The organism is Paenibacillus barcinonensis, assembly GCF_003217495.1.
GTDB classification, from domain to species: domain Bacteria; phylum Bacillota; class Bacilli; order Paenibacillales; family Paenibacillaceae; genus Paenibacillus; species Paenibacillus barcinonensis.
The window spans coordinates 338,795-359,199 of sequence record NZ_QJSW01000002.1 but is presented as its reverse complement, the minus strand read 5'-3'; the positions used below and the strand labels follow the sequence as shown (position 1 = coordinate 359,199).

Here is a 20,405-nt window from a genome sequence, read left to right as displayed (position 1 = left end):
TTAAATTAGAAAATCTGATTCTTTTCTTCTTCGAAATCTCTCAAGTCATAAATCTGTGTTGTTGAAATATCATTGTGGTGGGCGACATATTTAGATACCAAATGCATCGGCACGCCAGATTCTAGCAAATATGTGATACATGAGTTTTTAAATATATGTACATTGATTCTACGCTCTAACATGTCTGATAAAACATTGGTACAGAAATCATTAGCCCATGCAGAAGACATCGCTTTTATCTCATTGCCATATCTAGTTGTAAAAACAAATTCGCTTTCGTAACCTCGTGTATCAATCCACTTTTGCCAATATGGTAAAACCTCTAATGGAACCATATATTCGAGTGGTTTACCATCGGTGCTAGGGCCCTTACCGCGAACTACGTGAGATAGTACATAGTTCTGGCCTTCAGGAACTTTATAGTCCATGATTTCCGACTTGAACTGAATGATCTCTGAACGTCTAGCACCTACAAGGAAAGCTGTAGCAAGCCATGCCATACCTAGCCAGTTTTGATCTTCTTCAAGAATCTTCATCATTGAGTCATATTCATCTTTGGTAACTTTAACCTTCTCATAAACTCTATTCCGCGCGATAGCAGGGAGTCCACGAGTAAAGTTTCTAAAACCTTTATAATTCTCTTCTTCGTCTGCGATAATATTTTCAATGTGGTTGCAAAGACTAGATACAACAGATTTTCTCAAACTAATTGCTGAGGAGGACATTTTACGATTGTCACGTATGAAACTTAGATACCGCAAGAAATCACGTTTAGTGATCTTATAAAATGGCTTGTCATTCATTGAACTAAAAAGATACCAACCAAATTGTCGAAGCACACTTGTATATTGCTTTCTTGAAGCAGGGGAGAGATCTTGTACGGAGATAAATTCATCTACAATTAATCTATAATCCTCATTTACTTGTAGCCACATTTCCTCAGTTACTTCTGCTTGTTTCTTAGCTGGTTCACGCAATGTGTTTTGCTTAACTTCTTTTTTACTCAATTAACATCATCCTTATGTATATTGATCGTAACTTTCCAATGCCATAAATAACACGCTCCCTGTGTTTTATTATTTCAGTGTAATTCCTTGAGATTTCAAACCTTTATACATAGCCGCTTTGTGAGCACCAGTATTTCTCAACTCTTCACGTGTTGCCTCAGTAAATGGACGTGGTACTCCTGCATACTCAAATCCAAATTGATAATTCTGGCCGCTCTCCACGACTTCAGCAACATTCCTGTCTCCATCTGAACGTACATTTTCAACTACTAGAGTTGTTTCATTAATCAATTCAGACTTCATACTTTCCTCACTACCCAATACTCCAGTACGTGAATACATTGTTGGTTCATACACGTCATAGACTTCTTCTTTAACTTTTTCTTTCATGGTCTGCTTAACTGTCCTAGCTACATCATCACTCAATGCTTTTGCAATAGGTTGATTCAACTTTTGTAGAAACTTAATTAAATCCTGTTGTGTCTTAACCTGCATCTGAGATTTCCTGAGCTTGAGCAACTGAAGCTACAGCCATTTCAGCAATTACTTTAGCTGCTTGCTGCTGAGCTGCTTTAAATCTTTGTTCAAGTTTGTCCAGCTCTTCTTTAGGGAATGAGTTGATTACTTCATTAGTAATCCCGTTGTCCATAAATTTTCGTGAAATGCTAATCAGACTTCCCAAGTCCATTTGCTTAGGAAATGGGAGATCGGTAAATTTTTTCATCACTAACACGTTAAATAAACTCAATGTTCCACGAATTAACACATCGTCTAGCTCTGTCTGAGTTCGCAATTCTTCAACTAGAGCAATGTACTCTGTTACTGCATCTTCCATCAACGACTCACGAAAATATGTATGCACGTTTACTTCATAGTTCTCAGATGTCACATAGATTGTTTTGCGCTGATTATTCTTACTATCGACAGCATTAAGTTTTGCCATCGTAAGTTTATTTGATTTTGCCATTTATTCATCTCCCTTTATGGCTTGTAGCCATGATAAGCATTGATCACTTGTTCAGCTCTCAAGTTATAATTGTGGTACTTGTACACGAATTCTTGTGCTTTTTTAGCCTTCTGTTCACGTTGTATATCTGTCATACCCAATACTTCATCAACCATTAATAACATCTCATCAGTATTCCTAGGCAAATAGACATGATCATGGAATAGATATTGCTGAGCAGGAGTAAAAGGGGAGATCAGAATACCTCCTCCAATTCCTAAGCTTTCCGCAGGTCTCATTGACGTTTGAGTAATTGACTTATCATCTAAATTTTGTCCTAGAATTATCTTGCTTGTTGAATACAAGTAGGGGAGATCTTCGTATGCACCGTATCCCTTGTAGGTGGAAGGGTGACTTAGCAAATTTGCCTCGCGGTCTTCATCCATCCACCACTCATTACCAAAGATGCTCACATCATAACCACGCTCAACAACTGGCATGATGAACTTTCGAGTTTGTTCAAATCTGCGCTCATAGTTATTTGCAATAAGCACAATATCTCTTTGTATTCCTGAATCAACTCGCTTATGAAAGTCAGGATTACATCCAAACAACATCAACTCAGCTTGTTTACCTTTGTTCCAGTAGTTAGGAAGACACTCAGCAGTTGTTGTAAAAATATAATCAGCATAATCAGACCAATAATCACCAATCCAATGATCAAAAGGTGTGTCCTCAATTGCCCAAAATGCATGGAATATTCCCTTTTCTTTTGTGTGTTCAAATATGCCTTCAGCAAAGTTGGCGAAACACTCAGAAAATACGATATCTACATGATTGTTCTCTATGTATTTCTTAATAAGTTCAACCTGAGTTTCCTTATCCTTGTCCCATAATTGATATTTGCCATCCATAATATGTACTTCATGTCCAAGATTTTTAAAGCCTGAAGCAATTCCATATTTGATCAGAGATGAATTGTTCGTAAATAAAACTTTAAGACCCAATCACAACACCACTTTTCAGTGTATAATCCTCAATAGCTTTTTCAATTTGTTTGAAACGCACTTCCCAAGTGTTTTCCGATGCAATCCGTTTAGCTTCATCTCTAAATCCTTCTACTTTAGATTTGGCAATTGCTTCATCAACCTTAGCGAGAAAGTCCTCATCATTTTCTGCGGTAAGCACTGCCGATGGATAGAGATCTGTTTCATGCCATTTTGTTGCTACAGTAATTGTTCCAGCAGCCAAGTGTTCATACATCTTAACCGGAGAGGCGGATTGAGTAATATTTGTTTTTGTATTGAAGGGGATGAGGCAAACATCTGCTTGAGCGTAATAATCGTATAGCTCATCATGATTCTTACATCCTAGATTGATGACATTTGAGGGACACTGCTTACCAAACTCCAATCCTACAAACACAGTAGGGTATTTCTCAGCTACTTTCTTAATCAAATATGTACTCGTCCACGAACCTAAAGCACCAACAAACGCAACAATGGGGCCATCGATATCTTCATATTCCTTAGGTTTATTAGATGGTTTATTGATATATTCAGATGGAGCTGCATTGCGAACAAGATGAACATTGTCGTGCATTTTGCTTCTGATATCATACAGTCTCTGACTTGAAGTAAGCATTATGTCTGCACTGTTTACGGCAAACTCTTCATACATTTCCCAATCTGGAAACTCGTCGATACTATCGTAAATGTTGATTTTTGCATTCACCTTATCAAAGTGTTCGGCTGATTTTGCCCATGTAGCATAAGCCACATCGATTTTATACTTCCCGTGTTTGACATCTTTCATGAAGGATTCGAAATTATGGATTACATAAATGTTAGGTTCAACCTGTTCAATAGGCTTCTCGGATTGAGTGTTATTGCAAAAGTAAACTGTCCATCCGTTACGTGCAAACTGTGAAAGTATCTGTTGTGGACGTTGTTTTAAAAATTCCCAGTTAAGGACGGGGAAGTAGAGTATTGTTTTTTGCTTCATTCATAAACTCCCTTAATTGTTGTTCAGACATAATGTGCTGACTATAGGCAAACAAATCACAAAAAAGCTCAAAGCCATTGTCTTGAGCCATCTTACAAAAATATGCGTCTTCGCCTTGTGGATGAAATCCGTATTTTATAGACTTATAAACTGATTTATCCAATAAAATGACTGCTCCCGTTAAGTCCACTCGTTGCAGCTTAGAACAGAGTAGGGCAGGAGCAGTCTTAACATGATAGTTTGTTATATGCCGATATTGACCATTATCATCCAACTGCATAATATTTGGATATAGATATGGCTTATCTTTATTGGTCAAATATCCATTGTAAATCAATCCCGATATGATCTTTTTCCCATGCTTGAGTAACTTAGTAATAACATCAGGTTTTACAAGGATATCTGTATCGATAAAAATCAATTTATCGGTTCGAACTTTGCTCATAATGTAATTCTTTAAGTTGCTCAAACTTCTATATATGTATTTGTTTCTTACCGAAAACTCTCGTTCATCTTCGGGTGAATTATTGTTAATTACATCGATTCTAATGTTATTGTACAAGCCTTTATTGTCTTTTTTAAATTCTGTCAGAAATTCAAATGTTTTGTCTAAACTATCATTAACAACGAAATGTAGATCGATTAAAGATTTGGGGTAATTGATCTCAAAAATCTTCAATAAATATTGGGGAAGAATCCATTCTCTATTTCGTACTGGTGCAGCTATTGTAATTGTTTTCATGTTTACTCCTAGAAAAAAATAGGGCTAAGCCAATTAGACTCAGCCCCTAAAATAATTAAACCATTTCTTCTGCATCATAAATCGTCATAGTATATAGCTCTTTTTTATCAACTGGCTTGAGAATCTCCATTGGAATATCAAAGACAGAAGGGTCTCCCTCAGCAGCCATATCAAGATTCCAGTTGTCTTCCATTTTTGCATCGGAGATATGGATCTGAGCAGCATAGTCTTGTTTATCAATCACATTACGAACCAAGCAATCCAATACTACTTCATATGTACCAGCAAATTTATCTGAGGAAACAGTAATAGTCTTAGCAGATGCACCACTTTGAGTAGTGTAGTAAGCAACAATTTCTGTACCATCGGCAAATTCACCAACATTAAATGTCAACTCCTTGCCAACAATCGCATATTCACCTGTTCCAGCAGTAGAAGTTGATGTGACCACAATTTCTTCCTCATGTGTCTGATCAGGGTTTAAAGTGTAAACGGAGTTCAAGACATCAGCTCCCAATACAGGAGTTGCCGGAGTATATGTAAGTGTTGCTTTATCATTCATTACTTTGAGCACATCGCGATATTTAACTGGTGTTTCACCTTTTTTAATATCATTACCAGTCATCATGGCAATAACTTCATTTGTAAACACGGCATCCTGCAATGCAATTCTACCGCCACGGTTACCAGAAAATCCTACAATTTTGTTATTACCTTGACCGCCCATCGCATATGAAATATCAGCGGTGTTTTCAATACCAGATGTCTTCAAGTTTGTGAGTTGAATCTTTGCTTTTTTTGTTTTCTTATCGTAGAAGGTTGCTAATGCCACTTCACGAATTGCCCATACATTTGGTGTAGACATTTATTATAATCACTCCATCTTATTCGCCCAATGCATATCGGACAGTTTAATTTTTTTGCCATCAATAGTGCCAGCATATAGCGCAGTCACAGTATGGGAGATATTTTCGATCTTATCGGTTGTATGTAGGCCGTTGTAAATTTGGAAGATATTCATATCTAAGATACTGTCGATACTCTGACCGTTGTCCTTCCAGATCAATCCCGATACTATACTAAACAGATCCATCTTTTCTTTTGGTGGCGGCTTGTTTTTCTTGTTCTTCATAATCATTTCTATCATTTTTCTGGCTTTGGAATTTGCTGGCTTATATTCTGATTCAGGAGATGATAGTTTGACGTTATTACCAAGCATTAGTACTTTTTGCAACAGAGAGAAGTTGTTTCTGTCTATTCTGCCTTCAGATATTTTTACAAATACATCATCGCCTTCCATAGCGATAGACGGCTCTGACTTAAAGAATAAATTTAGTGCTTTAAATGAAACTTCTTTGAAGGAATAATTGTGATAGCAGTTGACTATAAACACATCAAAATTTGAAATGTCTTCATCAACCTCCGCTTCTAAGGCAGACTTATCTATGAGTAAGGCTGAAAGGTATTCATTGTAAATAGACATGTTTAAGTCAAAAATATCTCTTATGGATGGAATATATATATTTCCAGCACCCTCTATAGTGACACTCCTATTACCAAGAAGTTTAAACTTGATGTCTTGTTCATCCATAGCAATATCCTTCAATTAAAATCATATGTTTTATAGGCAACATAAGATCCATGATAATCAGTATTGACACTCAATTCATCCATGTCATAGAACTCTGCTTTGCCAATACCTAACTTCTTATTCTTATTGAACAACTCATCTAATTTCATAATTATGTAGTCGGTTCTCAATGTTCCGTAGTCTGTACAGAAAAGATCCTGATGAGTGAAAACATTGAACTTTACTATCCCAGATTTAAATGACCCTTCAACATTTTTATACCTACCGAATGAGATGGTTATATAGGTCTTCATTTTCTCTGAAGTTTTCGGAATAAATCTATAAGGGAAGATATGTTTGTACATAACTGAGTCAACATCGACGTCTTCTTTGTCTAAGAAATTGCCTTCATTATGTACTAAAGCTTTTAAAATTTCTTGCGATGAGGCAATTTCCTCAATCACCGTAATCTTATCCCTAGCCAAACTTTCAAACCTTGACATGTGTACACCTCCTTAGAGGTTAAGTAACCCGATAATCCCGTACAATTTGATAACTCAAGAATCCACTCACGTCAACTGAACGTGTGTCATCAAAAGTTGAAATAACGTTCTTTAGCTGATCTAGTGTCTGTGGAACAGTACGATGCACTTCTTCCCCTAGACTGTTTCTGGCAATCGCCACATATAGTCCACCGTTTGCTTCAAGATGTCCCAATTCATAAGTGATGCTGATGCATTTGAGCGTTTCGATTGCCGATGCTTTACTATACTTAGTCTTATCAAAAGCCATCTTCAATTTGTTATCTGTCCCAATTGAATAAGCGAATTCATATTGTGAATTGATTGCTACATCCAAGTCAACATCAACGATTTCTACGGTTGGCGTAGCACTGATTACAATGTCACCGTCAATACCAGATGAATGTTGACGCGAGTAGGGGAGAGCAGAGAAGGTAATCCATGCGTTATTCAAACCCTCTGTGTAATTCTCTGGTTTCAGTTCACCAAAGCGAACAATACTTTGACCCATGAACACACTCCTTTATATTAGTGATTTAATTTTTATTTCTCTTTGTCCGTTGGACAGTCCATTAGCATTTTTGACATGCAAAATAACAGTACCCAATTTACGGTTACTGTTTGCCTTGACTGTACATGTATTTGCTATAGGATCTTGCGAGGATATTGATGCGAGGAGAGTAGGGGAGCCATCCAAATTTGTTAATGAAAATGAACTTTCATCAGAAATTTTAATTCCATTATTATAAAAACTAGCTACATAAGTAGACTCACGGTTTAAGTAAATATCATTTGCTCCGTCTATTGTAGCTGCATAATCATAATGGATGGTGGGTGCTACATAAATATTCAGTTGTTTCTCAATGCCATAAGCTGAAACAGTAACATTTGTTTCGCCTGATTCATGGATAGTAATGATTCCTTGCTCATCCACACTAATCAAATCAGTATTCGAACTAGAGTATACAATTTGCGGATCACTTATTTCTGATCCATTTCTCATTACTCGGACATTGATTCTAGCGGTTTGATTGATGCTTAAAGACAGTGGATTGTCATTGAGGATAAGCAACTCATACTTGCTCAACTTATGGTAATCAGCAATACCCAATTCAAGATTGTCTTTGACTGGATCAATTTGATCTGATTGTAAACTTAAATTGACAAGTCCATCATCAGACATAAAGTCCGTATCGATTACCTTGAATGCTTCGTTGCCTACAATAAACCTTACATCACGCCTGATTTTGACTGTATGCTCATTGGATTGTATAGTGATTTGTCGACGACCTGCGGGAAGATTCATAGTCTTATCTTCTTCCGTACCAAAATTGGAACGGGCATTAAAATATAGAACAGAAGGGTAAGTTTGTATAGAGCCTTCGGAATCAATCCATTTAAGGTCAAAATTACATTTTTCCATTATTGCCTGAGAAATAAAAATGTTGTTGGGTTTCTTTTCAGTAACCAGCCAAATTTCTTTATCCCATCTAACACTATCTCCCGGTAAAAGGTCATTTTGATCAGGGCTCGTAGATATAGTTAATATGTTGTTTTTGGTGCTTGAACTTATCGATATTGTGCGAGGCTCATCATTTATCTCGACATTAATAGTCTGAACATTGCTATTGAAGTTTCTTGAAATCTGATTTCGAGTTCGATTGATAGCGATATCCCTTTTATTTTCTATCGCAAAAGCATTGTTTATTTTCAGAAAATAGTTGATATCCATAATTATCACTCGAATTGATAAGCTTGATAGTCAATTGTTTTTAGCTTACCCGTCGATCTGTCCCTAGAAGAGTAATTGTCCATCAGTACAGCATTATCACGCTTAATTGATTCGAACATATCCATAAAGGTTTTTCTCTCATTGGCTGGACTAAATACCTGTAAATCTTTAGGGCTAAATTGTATCTGAAATGCTTTAAGTAAAGAAAAATCACGCTCAAAGTATTTTTCCTTCATGAGCGAAGCTAAGAGATTAATCTCTGTCATAGTTAAATCGTCGCACATTGTTTCATTGTTGACATCTACGTTGAAATCAATATCTGAACTAGTGGTCAGCTTTATTTTCGTAGCAGCTTCCAGAAGATAGTCCCTAGCACGAGATCTTGCAATAACCATTGCTTCATCGTTACTTACGTTGCTGTAGCTAAAGAAGTCTAAGTCCTTTTCAATCATGCTAAAGAAGGTGTTGAATAAAGTATCAAAAGGAGTTGGCATGTGCTACACCTCTACTCACTACTCTGATTTCGAGTTTTTCGAGTCGTCTTAGGTTCTTCATTTGCGATATCGTTTTTATCACTATCTTTTTTAATAGAAAGCTCCAACAATTTCTTAAGTTCTGCAATTTGTGACTCAAGTTCATTCACTTTACTATTTGAGTCATTTTCTTCAACCTTCGCAGTTTCATATGCAGTAGGCCTAATGACAATTTCAGTAATTTTCTTCCCGTTATACAGTTCTTTGTATCGTTCCGTAATGACATTTTTCACACGAGTCGAGATATCATACTTATTCGAATTTTCTAACTGTACAAGCATGCCTCTAATACGCTCAAACATAGAAGATGATTGAATTTTCAAGAATCGTTCAAGTCCATCTTTAGTTGGATTTAGGATACTATGTCTGATATCTTCGTCAGTCAGGATAGACTCATAATTCCTAATTCCAAGTTTTTCATAGATACTCTTTTGTTCGGTTTCTCGAAATCTCAAAAAGCCCTCACGAAAGAGATTCGATTGGCTGTTGATTCCTCTGATCTCGGCAAATGAAAGTTGTAATGCAAAGGGGTGATCATCAATAGCAGGGTCAAACAAATAGCCATCAGGTTTAATGTGAGTGGAGACCACTACACAACTATCCGAATAATTTAGAACATCAATAATTGAACTATCAACTACATCCATATTAATTCACTCCCAAAAAGAAAAGGCGGTAAAGAATTTACTCTCCACCGCCAATATTATTATTTTTATGTTAAAACGATTTTGGCAATCTTATCAATTTTATTGATTGCAGTACCAAACTCAAATCCAGTAATTTTAAGCTGTACTTGTTCACGTTGGTTGTCGAATGTTTCATAGACACGAACTTGTCCGCGCATGTCTAGTGCACCGATTTTACCTGCAATACCAAACACGCGCTTATCAGGTAGGAGCTGCATGTCGTCACCAGTACGTTTAGCTCCAGAAATTTGACCAACACGAACACCATTGTAGAAGTCTACAAGGCCATAACGGTTAAAGTTATTTTTCATTTCTTCGCTCATGTATGGGGCATGACCGCTCATACGCGCAATTTGTTGAGCGTACTTGGACAAAGAAACTGTGAATGGATTTTCTCCTCGATCAATCAAATATAGAGACAATTGATCCATAGCCGTAGTTGTCAAATTTGAACCACCAGCATTAATTAGTTGCTCACCACCAGCAATTGCAGCATCGACTTGAGAGAAGATATCAAAGAACATCTTATTCTGAAGAGCTTCTTTCGCAAATACAGTTAAATTAGCTACTGTTTTAAATCCATTTCTACGTAGGTCTGCGTAAGAAATTTCAGTCTCAACTTGCTTATGTTTCCAAACTGGGGCAGCCGCTTTAACATCAATGTATGATTTCTCTACGTTACCACCTTTAGCTGCATCGTGAGCAACAAGTGTGTTTTTTGGATTTTCGTTCATTTTGTAATCATCAAACTCACCAATAGAACCACGGTCAAACATAGCATCGAGCAACTCATCTGGAACATCGTAAATCTCTGGATTTACAATTTTAACAATAAAATTTGAGAGTTCTAGATTTGGATCAGATCCTTTTTCGCCAATGTTTCTTGCCCAAGCATCAACAACTTGAGAGATGTCTTTATCTTCGGCAGAAAGTGATTTCTTGTAATCCACTTTTGACGCCCATTCGTACATTTTACCTTTTTCATTCATCAAACTTGCAATTTCAGTATGTAGCATATTGTTGTTTTCCTCCAATAGTATGTATTATAGAATTTCTACTCGTCCGAGTGTGTGACCGTTATCAACCTTCGTGCCTCGAAACTTAAATTGCGATGTAGCCGCACTTTTCTTTAGTTGCCCAGCATTATCTCCTGACGTTTCAACTTCGAGGTAGTCTCCTTCTGCAAGTCCAGTTAGTGCGATTTGGTCGGTAGCATACACTTCGCCCGGAAGTGGTTTTTCAAGTACAACAAATTCGCCAGCTTTGACATTCTCTAAACGAACATCATAATCTGAAAGCTCTCCTTCGAGACTTAGGAGGCCAGTAGGGTAGTTATCTTTGTTCACCCAATAGAGACCTTCTTGTGATGTTGGAGACACAATAGTTTTTGTGGAAAAATCCTTCTGAGCAAGTCGTCCTCGGACTGTTGGTGTAGCTGCTTGGAATGTAGCGTCTGCTGCTTTATGTACATGTACTTCTAGTCGTCTTAGCATTTATTAAATCCTCCAAATATATGTTTTAGTTGTTAAAGAATGAAGCCATAACTTTGCTGTGATCAAGTGCTTCATCATCATTAAGAATATTAGCTTTGGTGCTTGTGGCAGTTGAAACATCGATATGCTTAGGATCTTTAGCTAGTTTCTGCATCATACGTTCTGCAATCAGAGCTTTAATACCCTTTTCATCAAGATTAGCGATTAATTCTGCAATCAATTCTGAAGTTTCAATCTCTTCGCTAGAGATGTAATTGCCTGTTGATGCAAGGGTCTTGAGCTCTTCTTTTTTACTAGCTGTTTCTGCTTCACGCTGTTCAAGTTCAGCGGCTTCCACTTTTTCTTTATAAGGCTTAAGCTCACTAACTTCACTTTCAAGCTCGGTAATTTTTGAAGCCGCTTCAACTAATGCTTCTGTTTTAGATTCGACCTCCGAAGTAAGTTCTTTAATCGACTCGCTTAATTCTTTGTTAGTCGTTTCTTTATCTGCAATCAATTTAGCTGCTTCATTTAAATCCACGCTAATATTTACATTAGTCTTTTCTGCAATCAAAGTACTTAATTTCGTATTTTTGATCTCACCAAGAACAACGGTATCTTCATCGACTGTATAATTGACGACCAAATAATCATCTTCTGATTCTCGTTCGATATCATAAGCCAGAATTCTATGTTCTTCAGGGTATATCTCCCAAATGCTGTAGTAAGGATTACTATTCCAGCCCTTCGGGTTTAAAGCTTGATAAACTTTTTGATGCAAGTCCCTAGTAGTAAGCGCAGAGACATGGACTACTTTTTTAGGCAATTCATTTTCCTCCTTTTTTATGTGTTCGGATATATCATTTACTAGAGCTTTGGATAGCTCATTATCTGTATCTTGCGAGGCGACATTAAGAAGTCCACTAGAAGGGTAGGCGGGTCTAATTGTAGAACCGAGTAGGGCATGACCAATAAAATTACCGTTGTCGATATATTTGATCTGTTTTCCATCTATAGTTTCATAATGACTTTCCAGTGATTGAATTTCCCAAGACGTTTTAATACCATCCCCAGAAGACATCCTATTTGTAATCACTTCGCAAGCCTGACTAAATCTCTTCCATATCTTTGCGTAAGCAACTATGTACTCAATATCATCGATAGTTTCGATTTCAACTTTGTAGAAACTGCCAAATGCAGATGTGTCAAATTCAACTTCTTGATACTTATCGCCGTTGTCATCAACCTTTTCTACAATTTTCATGTTGTGTCCAGAAAAATCAGCTCCGTTTGTGGTCGTAATTATTTTCCCAACAAGCGGCTTGTTAATTAGCGTTGAAATCCATGTGTCGATGGTGTCACGAGTGAGAGCAACATCATTATCATTTGGGTTGAAATCGCAAATAATAAATTTTCCATCTAGGGTGTCTGCCCCAGACTCACTAATTTCTAATTTAAATTGGCTTGTGAACTTAATTGTTTCCATTTTCTTTCTTATCACCTCCTTCAGCTAATTCAATATTGAAAGTTTTAGAAATTTCTTTAATTAAATCAATATTATTTTCGTCTACTTTGGGCACAGGGTGCATCAGATCATTAGTTGGAAACTTATGTTTACAGCAGGGACAAGTTACAATCTGATCAATCATGAATTTCTCCTATCTTGATCTTGCAATTGCTTATCTGGATCTTTATTGTTAACAGGTCTGCCAGAAGATTTATCGCCTGAATTGGTATAGGCGGTTAAACGAGGCGTGAATATGTCATCATAATTCTCATCGTTCTCTTTAATTCTTCGTTGTTTTTCATCTTCAACGTTAATTCCCAAAAGGCCATAAGCAGTCTCATAAGAGGAGTTGAATTTACTATATAACAACTCTGCAAGTTTAAGTTTTAATTCTTTATTTAACTCTTCGGAATCAATTAACCTAATGGAAGGACAATGTTCTAGAGAGATGCCGTTGGTCTCAAGGACTACTTTGTACCATTTTTCAAGAATATCTTCTAACTGCTCTGATATTTTATTTATGGTCTTCATCAGTTCAGTAATTGAGATATTTGCTGTGGTGTAAGATTGTCCTGAGCCAACATTAAGGAAGTTAATACCTAATGAAGTCATCTGCTTGTTACGATGATAATTTACATTCTCAATATTGATATTTTCCGTCTTAGGTTCGACATATTTAACGTCCTCAACAAAGGCAGCTCCAGTATAAACTACTGTCTCATTTTTCCAAGCAGACATAAGGTTGGTGTGTGCATATGCCATTTCTTCAAATGCCTGTTTATTGTAATCTTGACCCAATATTTCTTTGTGGAGTTTTTGAAAGATGATCTTCTTGGCTTTTGCTTTAGCATTTATTCGATCTGTACGCTCAAATGTTTCAAGCATGAGAGAGGATTTTAGCGCGCGAAAAATTGAGGTTAGACCATACTTTCTGTTCATGTTGTTCAAACGAATAATTCCAGACTTCTTAATATCTAGTTTGACATATGTATCTTTTTCTTGGAGACCTTTATAGACTTCTGGAGGATAATTGTTCTTAATTTCATCCTCAAGCTTATCAAAGAAAAGACTCTTACCTTTTTTACTTTTCTTGTTTGTTTTTTGTAATCTTGATTTAAGTTCGGTCATATTAATTAATAAAACAGGTTCGCCATCAATCTCGTAATCACTAACCTCTACGACTCCTAGCGGATAATGATCGACTACATAACTATTGTTCTTAGAACGCAAATACATAGGGTAATTGCCCTCGGAATAAGCAAGTGGAATGGACTTGCGCATCAGATGTTTTAGATTTATCTGTGAATTGAACTTTTCGATGATATCTTTTGCCCTTTTTGAGCTGTCTATTTCACCGTCAACTTCTGGAAAAGACAATCTATAATCTGTGTTTATATTACTTTCTATCGTTTCATAAACTAGGCCAATTAGATCGTCCTTATTGATGTAAAAACGAATAATAGAATTAATCTTCTTAATCTTCTCTAAATCGTTCTGCGCATTATCTGCAAGCATATCTAATTCTTCAGGAGTAATTTGAGTTCGATTGAGCGAATTTTCATTAAGAAAAGAAGAATACTGATTATAATTATTCCCAAATTGAAACATGGCCTGTTCAAGCCAAACTTTTCCTTTGTCTTGAGAAGTTAAAACAACAGTATCATCATCAGGCTTTGATGCATAAACAACCTCAAAGTCTTCACTGGATGTGGACATTTTTCACCTCCATACTTTAAAAATTAACAGCAGAAATGAAAGATGGTGCATTAGCCCAATCAACTTTTTCTGTAGTTTTCTTAGTAATACTTTCACGTCTAAGATTCCGCAAATACCACGCCAACATCGCAATTGTATAAGCTCTGTCATCCCCGATTTTATTTAATTTATCAGGAGGAAGATCATATCTTACACTGCCGTTTGTGCTCTTGAAGGAGTAGATACTTACGAGTTCTTCTTTAGCAATATCTACATTAACCAATGCTATTTCTTCATCTGAAGAAAGTTTATATTGTTTACTTTCCCCATCTTCATCAACAAGAGTCAAAAATCCCTTGTTGTCGTACGTCTCTGTAAATGTAATTAAATCTAAGCTCATCATTTCAATTAGCGCATCAAACATGTCTTTCTTGAATTTCTGAGGAGAAACCAGAGTTAAAATCTCGCTTGCGTTTGGATATTTACTATTATGTATCTTGTATTCATCGTGCTTCGAGTCGATTAGTCCTTTATGGGTAACTCCTCGCTCATCAATCCAGTCGTCCAATAGTCCATCAGCCCAAGAGGAAACGCCAGATCCACCTGCACCAGAGTCAATGAGTACTTGCATAACATTTTCATAATCAGCAGCTTGCTTGCCATTATAATCTAGCAATAAGTTTTTGAAATGTTTGATTTGATCCGGTGTTTTCATTGGTGTCTTCTTCTTCTTGGCGATATCTACAAAGCTTACCGAGTTACTTAAACTCATCTTCCAACCAACATTCTCATCAAAATAGAACTCAGCAGGGGTACAGATCGAATTATCGTGTTGTCTTGCAGGGTCAACAGCAAGCACGAATTTTTTCTTCCCCTCATTTGCAAGCACGGGAACACTCACTTTGGAATTTCGTATGATAGCTGCTCGTTTAATAATTTGCTGATCGGAGCCCTCGGTTGTGAAAATGTTTTTATACTCACGCATAGCTTTTTCTTTATTGTCTCTCATGGCTGTATCTACTTTTTCTTGCGAGAGGAGGGATACTGGGTATAGAATGCCGTTGTAGGTCGCGCTAATAACAACATCGCTGCTAATATCTGCAACAAAATAGCGCTTGTCACCCAGAAACATCTTCTTAGCAAAATCTTTATACTTTCTATAGAAGTATGTGTCAGTAGAGGATGCAGAGGAGGCGTATATCAGTTGATTGGGGAATTGTTTAGGTAGGAGAGTAACGTCTACATCTCCACCTAGTCTAAAGTCACTATTTTGTGTGGTAAATGGCTCAGAAGTAGTAAATAACTCATCAGGGGCAAAGCCAGATTCATCGTAAAAGTTTAAATTACTACGCTTACTCCTGTTATTATCAAAGGAACCATTTAGAGATCTTATAACACTACCGTTATAGAGCTTATACGAGAATGATGCGGGATTGTGAGTGAATCCATCCGTATTAGCAGAGCTCTTCACTGTCTCATTGTAGAATATATCAGTGAGTCCAGTAAAAGAGGCGATTTCGCGTTTTGCAATCTTTTCAATCTTCATGAACATTTCTTGAGATTGTGAACCTACACCAGCAAGTATATATCCTTCAAAATTAGGAATTAGCAATGATTTTGCCATAATAAACGGGGAACCCAAAGTGGTTTTACCACTCGAACGACCCATGCACCACAATACAAATGGAGTAGACCAGCTTTGCATAAATACATACTTTTGATAGTCCAATAGCTCCATGCCGAAAAATCTCTCAACAAAACGTACAGGATTCTTGCTATCGTCCCCATTGAATAATCTGAGCTAGTTTTAAGTAGCCTTCAATTTTACGTGTAGACATATTTTTATTATCCATAGAGCATATCACCCCCAATATTACAGGGAGATTCTTTCCTCATTCTGTAATTGTCAAATGTTTTTCTCTGTTAACTTTAGAAGTTCTTTTTTCAAAACTCTTATTTCCTCTTCGTATTTGGTTACTTTCCCACTCAGATCACCTATAATTTCTCTTTGCTCTATTAGCATTGCAGAGTAGTCATTTTCATCAAATTGAAGCTGTTTGAAGATGCTTTCATTACTAATATCAGCAACTTGACTCATCCCTGCACAAGTCTCTATATCGAATAAGTTGACGCTAGATTCCTCAAATCCTTTTTCCTGAAGTTGCTTGATAATACCGCTAAGCGTTCCTGAACCTTTGCTCTTATTGTTATTGTGGTTTACAGAAATTCCATTATCTTTGGCAAGTGCAAGTACAGATTTGTATAGTTTATCTTTGGCGTCGATGAGTGATTTGATTGTTCCTGCATTTGTTGTTAGTGATTGAACATCTGTGGTCATGTTTGATATGGTGTTGTTTATCTTATCGAGTTGATTAAAAGTTTTAACAATTTCAATAACTGTAGGTAATTTAAAGCCGTCTTCCAATGTTCCCTCATCAAGAAAATCGACTAACTTATTATAAAGGTGTCTTCTATCTCTATCATTTTCAAATTCAAAAGGGTCATAACCAAGCATTTTGATAACATCGAGGCGATTATTGTCTTGTAGTTCGGATTCAATCTGCTCAATTTTTAGTTCATCATTAACTGATTCTTTTTCTTTCGAGGGAGTGGGAGAAGAGGAAGCTTTTTTAGTCGCCTCAACATCATCACTATCTTTCCATGTCAAATCTCGAAAATCTTTCATCTGAATTGTTTTAATGTACAATCCAAAATGATCTTGATTCTTATTTTTAGCCTCTTCTGATGATGAAATCCAGATAGAGTGAATGTATGGGCGGTTTATCTGTGTTAGAGTGTCTTTAACTGTCTGAATATTATTGTAATCGATGCTTTCACGTAGACACTTGCGACAGATTTGCATATGATTGTCGGCATCGAATTTACTGTATGATTTATAAAAATTAGACGAAATAGTGATATTTCTTTTACAAGATGCACATGTCTTTTTCGTGTCTCCCATATTTCACCTTCCTTGAGGTAGATTAAAAAACCATGGGGTAGGAGGGAGCGTCCGGTTTAAAGAACCTTATGGCAGGATCTCCCCATGTAAAAATAAATAAGAAAAAACCCGATTCTTTACTTAATCAGGTAGTCGATTTATGTATTCTTTTATAGTTTACAATCTAATGTTATAGGTGATAAGAATTGAGATCACACTACATATTCCATAAGAGAAGAAAATAGTTTATCTGGAATTTTACTTTGCAGTGAGATGGCAATATCTTTAATTAATTTTTCTTTGTATTGTTTATATACTGTATGTGCTTCTTGTGGCGTATCGTATATCCCAAGATAAATCGGTTTTCCGTTTTTATTGCAACTAGCTTGATATTTTTTTGTTTTTTTATGATACGAAACACCCAGTGGTGTATCACCACTATCCGTTCTTGTTCTTCCGTTGATCAGCATATTTATAGAATTTGGTGCAATTATACAATGATTTTCCGAGTATGTTTTGTTATCCTTAGTTAATATATCTTTATCTAGCATCATCACTTGTCCATCAATTTGATAGTAATTGTCGTTATACCATCTTGCGAAATTTTGATAATTATGCCAGTCGGATGAAACATTACAATCAGAGTACGATGTATCTTTTACGCGAGTCTTATTAGTACCGTAACATCTCTCTATCATCCCTCGCCATATATTGTGAGCTTTGTAATTTGAATCAAATTCTCCATATCCCATAAATCCAACACCACACAAACTTGGAGTGTACGGGTTTGTAATACTTCCCCTTTTGAAATTTACGTAATATACATCTTCCAAAACGAATCCATCATCGAACATTACTCCAATACTCTTCGCATTGTTATATGAGACTATTATCATTTTCTGTCCATTGTTTGTGTAACCAATTTCACCAATACGATAATTCTTTTTAATGATTACGTCCTCCTAAACAAATTAAATAGGAGGGTAGTAGGAGTGCACCCTAGAATGAGTCACCCAATTATATCTATTCTACGGTTGTATAGATTGCATCCATCAGACCCAATTCTTTGTCCCAAATAAACGATTGACCAACCTTTAATGCCCCAACGTATCCTGACTCGTAATGCCAAGTGTCAGCTCCAGTAGGTGAATTCAGATAGCGAACAATTACTCCATTATCTTTTGTAACAGTTCTTTCTGAGTGATAATGTCCAGCATGAACCTCATGATAAACAGTTCTTCCCCACGCTTCTCTGGCTTCTACGGGCATCACTTCGCCAATTCGCTTACCCTCAGCGTGTCCATGGGAAAATTGAATTAGGCATTTACCGAATTCAATATATTTCCTAATCTTAGGGTCAGTGTCCACTTTTACATTTGTATCATTCCTAAACCATGCAGCAAGATGCTCAGTTGCGACATAACTTGTCAACTTATCATGATTGGCTCCGACATAGAAAGTTTCTACTGGGGCAAACTGTGATAACAAATCAACTGCTTCAATCAACATCTGGGTTCCGATTTTATACATTTGTGCGAATTTTAAATCAGTGTCTTGAGGAGTTCCGCCAGTTGTAGTCTTAGTTAAACCATCGTAATGGAAGAAATCATTGCTCCAACAGAATAGAATCTTCTCGAATTTATAAGTCTGTGTCCTAGTTAGAACATCATTAATGATATGGAAGAATCGCTCTCTCGCAATTTCCCAATTATATGTATCATTTGAATCACCCATCCAAGCTAGTTTTCCAAGATGAATATCAGCAATGGAGACTTCGAGCATCATACCATTCTTGTTATAACGAACAGGATTGTGTGAAGGTCGAACGTACATATCTGACATTTCTTTGAATACAGAACGAATTGACTCAAGCGATAGTTCATCTTTCTTAGGCTTGACGGATATTTTACTGGAGTATAGTTGCATAATTCCATCTTTTTTAGAATATGAATTCCAAATATTCGAACGTGCAGAAGTCAGCTCCCACAGGTCAGTATCATAGCCGTGTGCCTTTAGTAGATAATTTACATCTTTAGAGTCTTCAATAGACATTTTGATGAGCTTAATGCTGCTTTGTGAACCATCTTTGTTGATCTCAATAGACTCTTTAAAGTCTTCTTTAATAGACAAAGTTTTATTTTTATTTCTATCTTCATTCCTGAGTCGATTCTTAACCCATAAACGATATTGTTCACCATCAGAAAACATTCCGTCACCAAAGTTTTCTGCAAGGGAAGACCAACTATCTACAATATCTCCATTTCTCTTTTTAATCCCAATTTCAAGAAGCTTTTCTGGGGTTGTAGTCATTTAATCACCCCTTATTCTTTAACTAAATGACTCGGGTTAAAATCTGAAGCAAGGGTGAAAGAAAGTTGCTCACCATCAAATTCTTGAAGTAGAGCCTTTAGGTCATATGTTTGAAATCCATCCTTACTTTCGGCTACGATTTGCATTTTATCCATATCAAACGTACCCGTACGATTAACTGTTTTACTATCCTTGTTCTTTGCCATATTATATTGCCCCCAAATTATTTTATTGTAATAGAAAGAGGATAGGAGAGAGGAATTACCTCTCCCATCCGATAAGTATATTTATGTATTTTTTTATTGTTAAAATTATATGATATTGTATGGAATTACTCTTTTACAGTATCTTTTAGTGCTTTCGCGGCTTTGAAGGCGGGTTTCTTGGAGGCAGGGATATATACACTTGCCTGTGCTTTTGCGGTCGCTTCATCTACGCCTTGTTCTTTTAGCTCTTTCAAGAGTTTCGGATTTACACCGTTACGTTCTTTTGTGTCGCGAACTTCAAAATTACCGAATCCAATGAGTTGAACCTTATCTCCATTTGCTAGAGTTTCAGTAATAGCTGCTAGAGTTTCGTTAATAACTTGTTCCGTATCTTTTTTAGTCAATCCTGTTTTTTCTGCTACTGCGTTTACCAATCCTGATTTATTCATTTAAATATCTCCCTTGTAATTGTTTTTTTGGTGAAAGTATGCCAGTTAAAACTTCTATTACTTGTCATTAAGCTGCAATAGCAT

The 20,405-nt window shown here is 36.5% G+C and carries 24 protein-coding genes; all 24 read right to left on the bottom strand.

Going from position 1 to position 20,405, the window contains the following annotated elements:
• Nucleotides 1-5: 5 nt before the first annotated feature.
• The 24 genes from DFQ00_RS05165 to DFQ00_RS05055 all read right to left on the bottom strand — a co-directional run bounded on the left by DFQ00_RS05165 (nucleotide 6) and on the right by DFQ00_RS05055 (nucleotide 20,321).
• The gene (locus DFQ00_RS05165; RefSeq protein WP_244213693.1) at nucleotides 6-1,007 is read right to left on the bottom strand and encodes a tyrosine-type recombinase/integrase; all 1,002 of its coding nucleotides are present in this window, start codon (nucleotides 1,005-1,007) and stop codon (nucleotides 6-8) included.
• 69 nt (nucleotides 1,008-1,076) lie between these two features.
• Entirely contained in the window at nucleotides 1,077-1,502 is a 426-nt protein-coding gene (locus tag DFQ00_RS05160) for a hypothetical protein (RefSeq protein ID WP_110895138.1), read from the bottom strand.
• The gene (locus DFQ00_RS05155) at nucleotides 1,492-1,974 is read right to left on the bottom strand and encodes a hypothetical protein (protein ID WP_110895136.1); all 483 of its coding nucleotides are present in this window, start codon (nucleotides 1,972-1,974) and stop codon (nucleotides 1,492-1,494) included. Before DFQ00_RS05155 ends, DFQ00_RS05160 begins: the two co-directional genes overlap by 11 nt.
• 14 nt (nucleotides 1,975-1,988) lie before the next feature.
• Nucleotides 1,989-2,960, bottom strand: coding sequence for a CgeB family protein (locus DFQ00_RS05150; RefSeq protein ID WP_110895134.1), 972 nt, complete (start codon nucleotides 2,958-2,960; stop codon nucleotides 1,989-1,991).
• Nucleotides 2,950-3,957 carry a glycosyltransferase family protein gene (locus DFQ00_RS05145; RefSeq protein WP_110895132.1) on the bottom strand — a complete coding sequence of 336 codons (1,008 nt, stop codon included), beginning with the start codon at nucleotides 3,955-3,957 and terminating at the stop codon, nucleotides 2,950-2,952. The genes DFQ00_RS05150 and DFQ00_RS05145 overlap by 11 nt, the downstream gene beginning before the upstream one ends.
• The gene (locus DFQ00_RS05140; RefSeq protein ID WP_110895130.1) at nucleotides 3,920-4,699 is read right to left on the bottom strand and encodes a glycosyltransferase family protein; all 780 of its coding nucleotides are present in this window, start codon (nucleotides 4,697-4,699) and stop codon (nucleotides 3,920-3,922) included. The genes DFQ00_RS05145 and DFQ00_RS05140 overlap by 38 nt, the downstream gene beginning before the upstream one ends.
• A 55-nt stretch (nucleotides 4,700-4,754) precedes the next feature.
• The gene (locus tag DFQ00_RS05135) at nucleotides 4,755-5,564 is read right to left on the bottom strand and encodes a hypothetical protein (RefSeq protein WP_110895128.1); all 810 of its coding nucleotides are present in this window, start codon (nucleotides 5,562-5,564) and stop codon (nucleotides 4,755-4,757) included.
• 9 nt (nucleotides 5,565-5,573) lie between these two features.
• Complete coding sequence (locus tag DFQ00_RS05130; RefSeq protein ID WP_110895126.1) at nucleotides 5,574-6,290, bottom strand: hypothetical protein; 717 nt, start codon at nucleotides 6,288-6,290, stop codon at nucleotides 5,574-5,576.
• Between the two features lie 11 nt (nucleotides 6,291-6,301).
• Complete coding sequence (locus DFQ00_RS05125) at nucleotides 6,302-6,772, bottom strand: hypothetical protein (protein ID WP_110895124.1); 471 nt, start codon at nucleotides 6,770-6,772, stop codon at nucleotides 6,302-6,304.
• Nucleotides 6,773-6,791: 19 nt separating this feature from the next.
• Nucleotides 6,792-7,301 carry a hypothetical protein gene (locus tag DFQ00_RS05120; protein WP_110895122.1) on the bottom strand — a complete coding sequence of 170 codons (510 nt, stop codon included), beginning with the start codon at nucleotides 7,299-7,301 and terminating at the stop codon, nucleotides 6,792-6,794.
• A gap of 12 nt (nucleotides 7,302-7,313) precedes the next feature.
• Entirely contained in the window at nucleotides 7,314-8,522 is a 1,209-nt protein-coding gene (locus tag DFQ00_RS05115; protein WP_110895120.1) for a hypothetical protein, read from the bottom strand.
• 5 nt (nucleotides 8,523-8,527) lie between these two features.
• Nucleotides 8,528-8,974, bottom strand: coding sequence for a hypothetical protein (locus DFQ00_RS05110; RefSeq protein WP_208643748.1), 447 nt, complete (start codon nucleotides 8,972-8,974; stop codon nucleotides 8,528-8,530).
• Between the two features lie 53 nt (nucleotides 8,975-9,027).
• Nucleotides 9,028-9,702 carry a hypothetical protein gene (locus tag DFQ00_RS05105; protein ID WP_110895116.1) on the bottom strand — a complete coding sequence of 225 codons (675 nt, stop codon included), beginning with the start codon at nucleotides 9,700-9,702 and terminating at the stop codon, nucleotides 9,028-9,030.
• 65 nt (nucleotides 9,703-9,767) lie between these two features.
• Nucleotides 9,768-10,757, bottom strand: a complete 990-nt coding sequence (locus tag DFQ00_RS05100; RefSeq protein WP_110895114.1) for a hypothetical protein — start codon at nucleotides 10,755-10,757, stop codon at nucleotides 9,768-9,770.
• A 27-nt stretch (nucleotides 10,758-10,784) separates the two neighbouring features.
• The gene (locus tag DFQ00_RS05095) at nucleotides 10,785-11,234 is read right to left on the bottom strand and encodes a hypothetical protein (protein ID WP_110895113.1); all 450 of its coding nucleotides are present in this window, start codon (nucleotides 11,232-11,234) and stop codon (nucleotides 10,785-10,787) included.
• A 25-nt stretch (nucleotides 11,235-11,259) separates the two neighbouring features.
• A complete protein-coding gene (locus tag DFQ00_RS05090) occupies nucleotides 11,260-12,699 on the bottom strand; it encodes a coiled-coil domain-containing protein (RefSeq protein WP_110895111.1) in 1,440 nt (479 codons plus the stop codon).
• Nucleotides 12,686-12,862 (bottom strand): hypothetical protein, encoded by a 177-nt coding sequence (locus DFQ00_RS29055; RefSeq protein WP_167433609.1) that lies wholly within the window; start codon nucleotides 12,860-12,862, stop codon nucleotides 12,686-12,688. Before DFQ00_RS29055 ends, DFQ00_RS05090 begins: the two co-directional genes overlap by 14 nt.
• A complete protein-coding gene (locus tag DFQ00_RS05085; protein WP_110895110.1) occupies nucleotides 12,859-14,436 on the bottom strand; it encodes a hypothetical protein in 1,578 nt (525 codons plus the stop codon). The genes DFQ00_RS29055 and DFQ00_RS05085 overlap by 4 nt, the downstream gene beginning before the upstream one ends.
• 16 nt (nucleotides 14,437-14,452) lie before the next feature.
• Nucleotides 14,453-16,153, bottom strand: a complete 1,701-nt coding sequence (locus tag DFQ00_RS05080; RefSeq protein ID WP_244213692.1) for a terminase — start codon at nucleotides 16,151-16,153, stop codon at nucleotides 14,453-14,455.
• 168 nt (nucleotides 16,154-16,321) lie between these two features.
• Entirely contained in the window at nucleotides 16,322-17,377 is a 1,056-nt protein-coding gene (locus DFQ00_RS29760; protein ID WP_244213691.1) for a hypothetical protein, read from the bottom strand.
• A gap of 191 nt (nucleotides 17,378-17,568) precedes the next feature.
• Nucleotides 17,569-18,210, bottom strand: a complete 642-nt coding sequence (locus tag DFQ00_RS05070; RefSeq protein WP_167433608.1) for an AP2/ERF family transcription factor — start codon at nucleotides 18,208-18,210, stop codon at nucleotides 17,569-17,571.
• A 169-nt stretch (nucleotides 18,211-18,379) separates the two neighbouring features.
• Nucleotides 18,380-19,666, bottom strand: a complete 1,287-nt coding sequence (locus DFQ00_RS05065; RefSeq protein ID WP_110895106.1) for a hypothetical protein — start codon at nucleotides 19,664-19,666, stop codon at nucleotides 18,380-18,382.
• Between the two features lie 11 nt (nucleotides 19,667-19,677).
• Nucleotides 19,678-19,872, bottom strand: coding sequence for a YonK family protein (locus DFQ00_RS05060; protein WP_110895104.1), 195 nt, complete (start codon nucleotides 19,870-19,872; stop codon nucleotides 19,678-19,680).
• A 125-nt stretch (nucleotides 19,873-19,997) separates the two neighbouring features.
• A complete protein-coding gene (locus DFQ00_RS05055; RefSeq protein WP_110895102.1) occupies nucleotides 19,998-20,321 on the bottom strand; it encodes an HU family DNA-binding protein in 324 nt (107 codons plus the stop codon).
• Nucleotides 20,322-20,405 lie beyond the last annotated feature (84 nt).